Source organism: Chitinophaga sp. (assembly GCF_036569125.1).
Lineage (GTDB): Bacteria > Bacteroidota > Bacteroidia > Chitinophagales > Chitinophagaceae > Chitinophaga.
Genome location: NZ_DATCRF010000592.1, coordinates 1 through 8,601, shown reverse-complemented (window position 1 = coordinate 8,601; position 8,601 = coordinate 1). Strand labels below are relative to the sequence as shown.

Sequence of the window (8,601 nt, the reverse complement as noted above, 5' to 3'; positions counted from 1 at the left end):
CCATAGGCCAGTACGGCGCAATTATGATCACAACCAAACGGGGTAAGGGTAAAGACCTGGCAGTGGAATTTAATTCCTCTACCATGTTCCAGCCCTCTTTTATACGCATTCCCAAAGTGCAAAGCACTTATGGCAATGGCTACAAAGGCAAATATGCCTATGTGGATGGTTCCGGCGGTGGTACGGAAGGTTCCGGCTGGATCTGGGGCCCTAAGCTGGATCAGCCCGATCCAAACACGCCCAGTGGTTATTGGGAAACGCCGCAGTATAACAGTCCTGTAGATCCCAATACCAACCAGCGGGTACCGCTGCCCTTTATATCCCGCGGTAAGGATAATGTGAAGAACTTTTTCAGAACAGGGATTATCTCCACTAACAACATCAGTGTTACCAAAGGCAGTGATAAAGGGAATTTCCGGGCATCAGCCTCTCATATTTATCAAATGGGAGTAGTGCCAAATACGGATCTGAACAACAGCTCCTTCAGCTTATCCGGCGACTATAATTTATCTGACCGGCTGAATGTGGATGCGCGCATCACTTACAACCGTCAATACACGGATAATTACCCGGAAGTAGGCTACGGCCCCGGCAACTACCTGTATAACCTGGTTTTATGGACCGGCGCCGATGTAGATATCCGCGACCTGCGCAACTACTGGCAGCCGGGCCAGGAAGGTATCCAGCAAAAACACTATAACCAGTCGTGGTACAACAATCCATACTTCCAGGCATATGAGCTGCTGAACGGTTATTACAAGGACAATACGTTTGGCTCTATGGCCCTGAACTATACATTCAGTAAGGATTTTAGCGCCAAGTTCCGCACGGGCGTTAACAGCTATGGCTTAACCTCCAATGTAAAAGAGCCTAAAAGTTATGTGCGTTACAGTGATAAATCGCGTGGCAACTTTTATGTGAGCAGCGGTAATTATATCGACATTGTTACCGACCTTATTTTGCGGTATGAGCATACCTTCAATAAAGACTTTGCAGTGCATGCGGAATTAGGCGGCTCCAACTACTACCGTAATTACCGGTACCAGTCGTCTAATACAGATGGACTGTCGATACCCGGTTTTTATAACCTCAGCAACTCCACCAACCCGGTGCAGGGCACCAATGGGCTGGAAGAAAGGCGTACCAGCAGCGCCTATGGTTTTGTGGACCTGGAATATTTAGGCGCATTTTACCTTACGCTCACCGGCCGTACTGATAAAATATCTACCCTGCCGGTAAGCAACAATACGTTCTTTTATCCTTCCGTATCCGGTTCCATACTGGTGTCTGAGCTGGTAAAGCTGCCGCACTGGTTCTCTTACCTGAAAGCACGCGGCTCCTGGTCAAAAGTATCCAGCGGTTTGCTGGATTCGGATAATACTTATACCTATAACTATTTGCCCGCTTACGACCGGGGCATTAAGTGGAATGGTACACCATCCCTCACTTACGGTGGCACGCTGCAAAACCCTGATCTGAAGCCCCGCACCTCTGCCTCCTGGGAAGCCGGCCTGGAAATGAAATGGTTCGGCAACCGTTTGGGCTTTGATGCAACTTACTACCGCATACAGGATTACAACAATATTGTGAACATCAATGTATCCGGTACCAGCGGTTATACCTCCCGCCGGGAAAATGGTAATAAGTATTTGCGCAAGGGCATTGAGTTCGTGTTAACGGGTACCCCTATACGTAATAAGAATTTCAGCTGGGATGTGCTGATGAATTTCAGCAGCTATCACCGCTACCTGCAGGCCATTTTCAATAATGAAGCCGTGCTGGGCAAGCTGAAGGTAGGTGACCGGGTTGACCGCATCTTTGCATCTGTATATGAAAAAGACCCGCAGGGTAATATCGTATACCAGAGCAATGGTTTTCCGAAAGATGATCCCTTTACACGCTATGTAGGTAACGATGATCCGGATTGGGTCTATGGCGTGGAAAATACATTCCGTTATAAGAATTTTTCGCTGCGCTTCCTGGTAGACGGGCGTATTGGCGGATTGATCTACTCCACCACCAACCAGAAAATGTGGTGGGGCGGTACCCATCCTGGTACGGTGAACCAGTTCCGCGATGATGCGAATGCCGGGCAGGCCACCTATGTAGGCCAGGGCGTAGTAGTAACCGGCGGCGATATCCAGTATGACGGGGCAGGCAATATTGTTGGCGACAGCCGCAAGTTTGCACCCAACACCAAAGCCGTGAACTATATAGATTATATGGTGAACACCAGCAACGCCGCCAACACCCGATATAACTACTATTCAGAAACCTTTTTAAAGCTGCGGGAAGTGAACCTCACCTGGCAGGTACCGGAAAAATGGGTTAAAGGCACCTTCTTCCGTTCTGCTTCCGTAGCCCTGATAGGCCGTAACCTGCTGCTGTTTGCAAAGCTGCCCAATGTGGACCCGGATACCGGCGAAGATAACCTGCAAACACCCTCTATGCGCAGCATGGGTTTTAACGTGAATTTTAAATTCTGATCATCAAAGCAAGTAAAGTATGCGAAAGATATTTATTGCCATTAACCTGCTGCTTATAACCGGTTTGGTGAGCTGTAAGAAGTTTGAGGCTTTCCAGACAGATCCCAATAAAACCACGCAGGCCTCGCCGGACCTGCTGCTTACCAGCATAGAGATCGATGCTTTTAATGAGGTAAGCCTGTCCGCTGCGCTGGCATCGCGCCAGATGGCCTATACAGACGGGGTAAATAATAACCAGTATTACGGCTGGCAACGCTCCGGCTATGGCGACTATGATAACCTGCGCCAGGTAGTGCAGATGGAAATAGAAGCCCAGCGGGTCAATAAGCCCGTGTACCTGGCATTGGCCAAATTTTTCAGGGCCTATTTTATTATGCGCCTTACCCTCACCTTTGGCGATGTGCCCTACAGCGAAGCCTTACAGGGCAACGAGAAAAATTTTACACCAGGCTATGATAAGCAGGAGGATATTTTCCTGAAAGTGCTGGACCAGCTGAAAGAAGCCAACGCTGCGCTGACGGACGATGCAGGTACCATACAGGGTGATGTAGTGTATAAAGGAACTATTAAGCAGTGGAAACAGCTGATCAACAGTTTCAGCCTGCGGGTGCTCATCTCTCTTTCCCAAAAAGAAGGCAACACAAAGCTGAATATCAAACAACGCTTCAGTGAAATAGTGAACAACCCGGCGCAGTATCCATTATTCACCGGCAATGCCGACAATGCGCAGCTGGTGTTCTATGACCTGCAGGATGACCGTTATCCCTTCTTTAACAACAACGATCTGCAAACCGCCTATTACATGGAGGAAACCTTTGTGAACATGCTGAAAGGTTTGAAAGATCCGCGTTTGTTCCGCATGGCAGCTAAAGCGCCCATCCATTCAGGGCTGGCAGATGATGATTTTAATGCCTACGGCGGTGTTATGGGCAGTGCTACCATCGACGAGAACTCGACCCGGGTAGCAGCCGGGCAGGCCTCTAAAATAGATGAGCGTTATTACCATGATCCCGTAAATGAGGCCAGCACCGCTATGGGATATGCCGAGCTGCAGTTCATACTGGCAGAGGCGGTAGTGCGCGGCTGGATCGGCGGCAGCGCCGGCGATTATTATAAAAAAGGTATACAGGCATCTCATGAGTTCTATAAAACAGCACCGGACGCCATTACCGCCTACCTGGCCCAACCGGCTGTACAGCTGCAGGCAGGGCAGGAGCTGAAGGCTATTATTACACAAAAATATATTGCCTGTTTTGTGAACACCGGCTGGCTGCCTTTTTATGAGCAACGGCGTACAGGCTTCCCCGTATTTGATGTATCCGGCGCCGGTGTGCTGAACAACCACCAGGTACCCAAACGCTGGATGTATCCTGAAAATGAGTTTGACCTGAACCGTGAGAATGTAACCGCCGCTATTAGCCGCCAATATCCTTCAGGGGATAATATTAACGGACAAATGTGGTTACTGATCAAGGAATAGCTTAAAAAGAATGTAAGATCATAAATGAAAAATGTAAAAGTGAAATGTCGTGAACAGGAGTATGTACAAGGTATCGCGGCATTTTACTTTTACATTTATGGTTTATCCCGTTCATAAAGTCTTTTAAATAGTCTCTATGAACCTCCTTCGTCGGTTTAAGATTTTAAATTTTACATTCTTTTGAATTTCAAAACCATGCAAGCATGAAAAAAATCATATATACCTTCCTGTTAGCCGGCTTCAGCCTTACCCTCCACGCCCAGCAAGGCGCCCGTAAGGCGGTATTCATTATAGTGGACGGTATTCCTGCAGATGTAAAAGAAAAAGTTCCCACACCGCATATGGACAGTATTGCAGCCGTAGGCGGTTATACCCGTGCTTATGTAGGCGGGGAAAAGGGCGGTTATTCTCAAACACCCACTATTTCCGCAGTAGGCTACAACAGTCTGCTCACGGGCGTTTGGGTGAATAAGCACAATGTATGGGATAACGATATTGCCGCACAGAACTACAATTACTGGAGCCTGTTTCGCTATTTTAAAGCCGCTTACCCGCAAAAGCAAGCCGCTATTTTTTCCACCTGGCTGGATAACCGTACCAAGCTGGTAGGCGACAGCCTGCCGCAAACCGGTTACCTGCATATAGATCATCATGTGGATGGGCTGGAGCTGGATACCGTACAGTACCCGCATGATAAAAGCAGCCAGTACATTCACCTGATAGATGAAACGGTGACCAACCAGGCAGCAGCTTATCTCCGTACCAATGCGCCGGACCTTTCCTGGGTGTACCTGGAATACAGTGATGATATGGGCCACCGCTTTGGCGACAGTGAAAAAATGTACGATGCCGTGAAGATGGTAGATGACCAGGTTGGCCGCATCTGGAGCGCCATCCAGTACCGCCGCAAACAGTTCGGGGAAGACTGGCTGATCTTCATTACCACGGATCATGGGCGCGATAGTGTAAGCGGCCGTGGGCATGGCCGCCAGTCGGACCGGGAGCGTACCACCTGGATGGTAACCAATGCGCAGCAGCTGAACGATTGTTTTAAGCATGGCCAGCCTGGCATAGTAGATATTATGCCCAGCATTGCCCGCTTTATGAAAGTTAAGATGCCTGAAGCAAATGCCCGGGAAGTAGATGGGGTGCCGCTGATAGGCCCGGTGTCCCTGGTACAGCCGCAGGCCGCGTATGCAGATGGCAGGCTGCAGCTACAATGGAAGGCCATGGCTAAAAAAGGGAAGGTGAAAATATGGGTGGCCACTACCAACCGGTTCAAAGAAGGCGGCCAGGATGATTACCAGCTGCTGGCACAGGTGCCGCTGGAACAGGAAAAAGCAGTAGTTGATGTACAACAGCTGCCAAAAGGCTTTTATAAAGTAGTGCTGGAGGGCCCGGATAATATGGTGAACCGCTGGATCGTGAAGTAAAAATTACGAATTAGTCAATTACGAATTACGAATGGGGGGGCGAAATGTTGAACGCCTAAAGCATAGGCCTACGGCAAAACACAATCCGCGTTTAGCATTAAGCATTGAGCGTTTAGCTTTCCGCGTTCAGCATTTAACTGAACACATTCAGCCCAATTCGTAATTCGTAATTGACTAATTCGTAATTATTGCAGCAGTTGCTCCATTGCAGCACCAATCTCCGGATAGGAGAACTGGAAGCCGGTATCCTGTATTTTCCGGCAGGATACGTTAACGCTTTTTAATACCTCCGTACTCATCTCGCCTAAGCCCAGCTTTAAAGCAAAGGCAGGTACATGTACAGAAATAAAGCTTTTGCCCTTCGCCACCTTGGCCATGGTCATGATCAGGTCCTTATGCTGTACCGGCTTTGGGGCCACGGCATTAAAAATGCCGGTTAAGCCCGGGTTTACGATCGCATTAAAGTAAAGGCGTACCAGGTCGTGCAGGTGTATCCAGCTTACCCATTGTTCCCCGCTGCCAAGGATAGTGGCAAAACCAAACTGCAGGGGTTTATAAAATTCTTTTAGCGCACCGCCATTTTTATTTAGGGCTATACCGGTGCGGAAGATCACTACTTTTTTATCCAGCTGCTCCATTTGCAGGGCGCCCGCTTCCCAGGCCTGGCAGGTATTACCCAGGAAATCTGTGGTAGGCGGGTCTGTTTCTGTAAAAGGAGTAAGACCGTTATTTTCACCATAATAACCGGTGCCGGAAGCGCTGATGAATTTGCGCACCTTATTAGGATGCTGTTGTAACGTATTGAATAACAGCTGGCTGCTTTGAATGCGGCTGTCTACGATCTCTTTTTTATAGGTATTGGTCCAGCGGTGGCCGGCTACATTGGCCCCGGCCAGGTGCACAATAAAATCAGCCGCCTGCACGGCCGCCAGATCTATGGCCTGCTTGCGCACATCCCAATGAGCATAGGTGAGCAGGTTGTTAGCGGAATTTGTGTGCGCATGTGGTTGACGGCTCAGGACAATTACATGATATCCATGTTCGGTAAGCAGTTGAGTAAGCGCTTCTCCAATAAATCCCGTACCCCCGGTAATTAACACTGTTTCCATCAGGCAAGAACGGTTCTGAATTAAATTTATCTAAATGTACAGAATAAAAGTAAATACTCCATGGTCGATGGTCCATAGCCCTTAGCGTACAACAGGTTTTACAGGCACAGGAAGCAGCCGTGTATCATCGCCATCGGCCATTCATCCGTAGTACAAGAGCACCGGAGCAGGCCATGGACTATGGACCATTGACCATGGACCACATACTCTTTGTGAAAAGCAAATTTTCGTGTAGGTTTGACTGTAAAATTTTTCCTATGGGTATGGCCCGTCGCCTACAACAATATAGAATGAATTTACGTTACCACATTATTTAAAACATATACCGATGCTATACCGATTTTCTCTCCTGGCTTGCCTGCTTTTGTGTGGCGGATCACTCATGGCCCAAAAAATAGCCTACTCAGAACCGGAACGGGATGATTATAAAAGCACTGAATTTGAAATTATAGGCCGGGTTGGCGGTAACATCATGGTGTATAAAAGCGACCGGGGTGATAACGCGGTGTCCGTATATGATAACGCCATGCAGCTGAAACAGCGGGTAAAGCTGGACTTTTTACCCCGTAAGATCATCAGCATGGATTTTGTTGCCTATCCCAACAAGGTGTTCATGATCTACCAGTTCCAGCGGAAAGATGCCGTGTACAGCGTTTGCGCCACCATGAACCCGGAAGCCAAGTTTGAACAATCACCTGTGGTAATAGACTCTACCCGCATTGGTTTTTATTCCAAGGAAAACAAAGTGTATTCTGTAGAGTATTCGGAAGATAAGTCCCGGATCCTGGTCTACAAGATCAACCAGGATAAGGAAGACAACAACGTGTTCTACACTTTCCAGTACGACAGCTCCTTCAACTTTGTAAATAACAGCCGGCTGTCATTGCCCATGGAAAAAAAGAGCTTCCTCAGCAATTTTAACCTCTCCAATAACGGCGACCTGATATTTACCAAGCTGGAACGTACCAGCAACCGGGATTATACCGTGAACGGGGAGTTGGTGATCAAAAGATCCGCAGTAGATTCCTTTGAGATCACCCCGATGAAGCTGCAGAACCAGCTGCTGGATGAGGTGAAATTGAAGCTGGATAACAACCAGCACCGGGCCCTGATCACCGCTTTTTACTACAAACAGAAGCGGGGCAATGTAGAAGGCCTGTACATCAGCAAATACGACTATGAGCAGAAGCAGCAGGTATTTGAGAAGCTGGCCCAGTTCTCCAATGAGCTGAAAATGAACGCCCGTGGGGAATCCTCTACCAATGCCGCTTTCAACGATTATTTCATTCGTAAGATCATTAATACCAAGGACGGCGGATTCCTGTTAACCGCAGAATCGTTCTACACCACCTCCCGCTACCAGCCCTGGAACCGCTGGAACTATATGTACGGCCCATACGGCGGTATGTCATACCCGTACTCCTATTATTATTCCCCGTATTCTCCCATGTATTATAATCCCTGGGGATGGAACAACTCGCAGGGGAACCGCTACCACTATGATAATGTGGCTATCCTGTCATTTGATAATGAGGGCAACCCGCAATGGAGCAACTTTGTACGCAAAAGCCAGTTTGACGACGGGGCCGACCTGTACCTCTCCTTTATAATGGTGAACATTGGCAGTGAGCTGCGTTTCCTGTATAATGAGCTGGACCGCCGCAACTATATCTTAACGGACAACAGCATCCAGCCGGATGGTAAGATCAGCCGCCTGCCCACCCTGCGCAACCTGGATAAAGGGTTTACCTGGATGCCCCGTTACGGAAAGCAGATCAGCAGCCGCAGTGTATTGATACCCTGTGTTTACAGGAATTATATTTGCTTTGCAAAAGTTGACTTTTAATCACACCTTTGCACCGTGGTAAGATTTTTCCGCTCCGGCAATCCGTTAACGGTATTGCTGCTGTTAATATATACGTTACTGGTTAAGTTTTTCTACCTGTTACATCCGTCAACCTTTATTGCAGACGGGTCAGAGGGCCTTTTGTACGACCTGCTGGTAAAATGGCTGCAGGTGCTGGTAGGCAAAAGCCCGCTGTTCTTTACCTCCATAGCCATCCTGCTGCTGTTCCTGCAAACGCTGCTGCTTA

6 protein-coding genes are annotated in these 8,601 nt (G+C 48.3%); 5 read left to right on the top strand and 1 reads right to left on the bottom strand.

Annotated elements, in window-relative coordinates; translation table 11 throughout:
• From VIM87_RS22110 to VIM87_RS22100, 3 genes are all read left to right on the top strand, one after another.
• Positions 1 to 2,486, top strand: a 2,486-nt coding sequence (locus tag VIM87_RS22110) for a TonB-dependent receptor domain-containing protein (protein WP_331999113.1), incomplete at its 5' end; no start/stop codon positions are given.
• Between the two features lie 19 nt (positions 2,487 to 2,505).
• On the top strand, positions 2,506 to 3,966 hold the full coding sequence (locus tag VIM87_RS22105) for a SusD/RagB family nutrient-binding outer membrane lipoprotein (RefSeq protein WP_331999112.1): 1,461 nt from the start codon (positions 2,506 to 2,508) through the stop codon (positions 3,964 to 3,966).
• Between the two features lie 203 nt (positions 3,967 to 4,169).
• Entirely contained in the window at positions 4,170 to 5,399 is a 1,230-nt protein-coding gene (locus tag VIM87_RS22100; RefSeq protein WP_331999111.1) for an alkaline phosphatase family protein, read from the top strand.
• A gap of 185 nt (positions 5,400 to 5,584) precedes the next feature.
• Here the strand turns inward: VIM87_RS22100 and VIM87_RS22095 are convergent, their stop codons facing one another.
• On the bottom strand, positions 5,585 to 6,508 hold the full coding sequence (locus VIM87_RS22095; RefSeq protein WP_331999110.1) for a TIGR01777 family oxidoreductase: 924 nt from the start codon (positions 6,506 to 6,508) through the stop codon (positions 5,585 to 5,587).
• A gap of 328 nt (positions 6,509 to 6,836) precedes the next feature.
• On the opposite strand from VIM87_RS22095, the gene VIM87_RS22090 reads away from it, so the two are divergent.
• Positions 6,837 to 8,354: a hypothetical protein gene (locus VIM87_RS22090; RefSeq protein WP_331999109.1), complete on the top strand. Its 1,518-nt coding sequence runs from the start codon at positions 6,837 to 6,839 to the stop codon at positions 8,352 to 8,354.
• A 15-nt stretch (positions 8,355 to 8,369) separates the two neighbouring features.
• On the top strand, positions 8,370 to 8,601 hold a 232-nt coding region (locus VIM87_RS22085), incomplete at its 3' end, for a hypothetical protein (protein ID WP_414649659.1).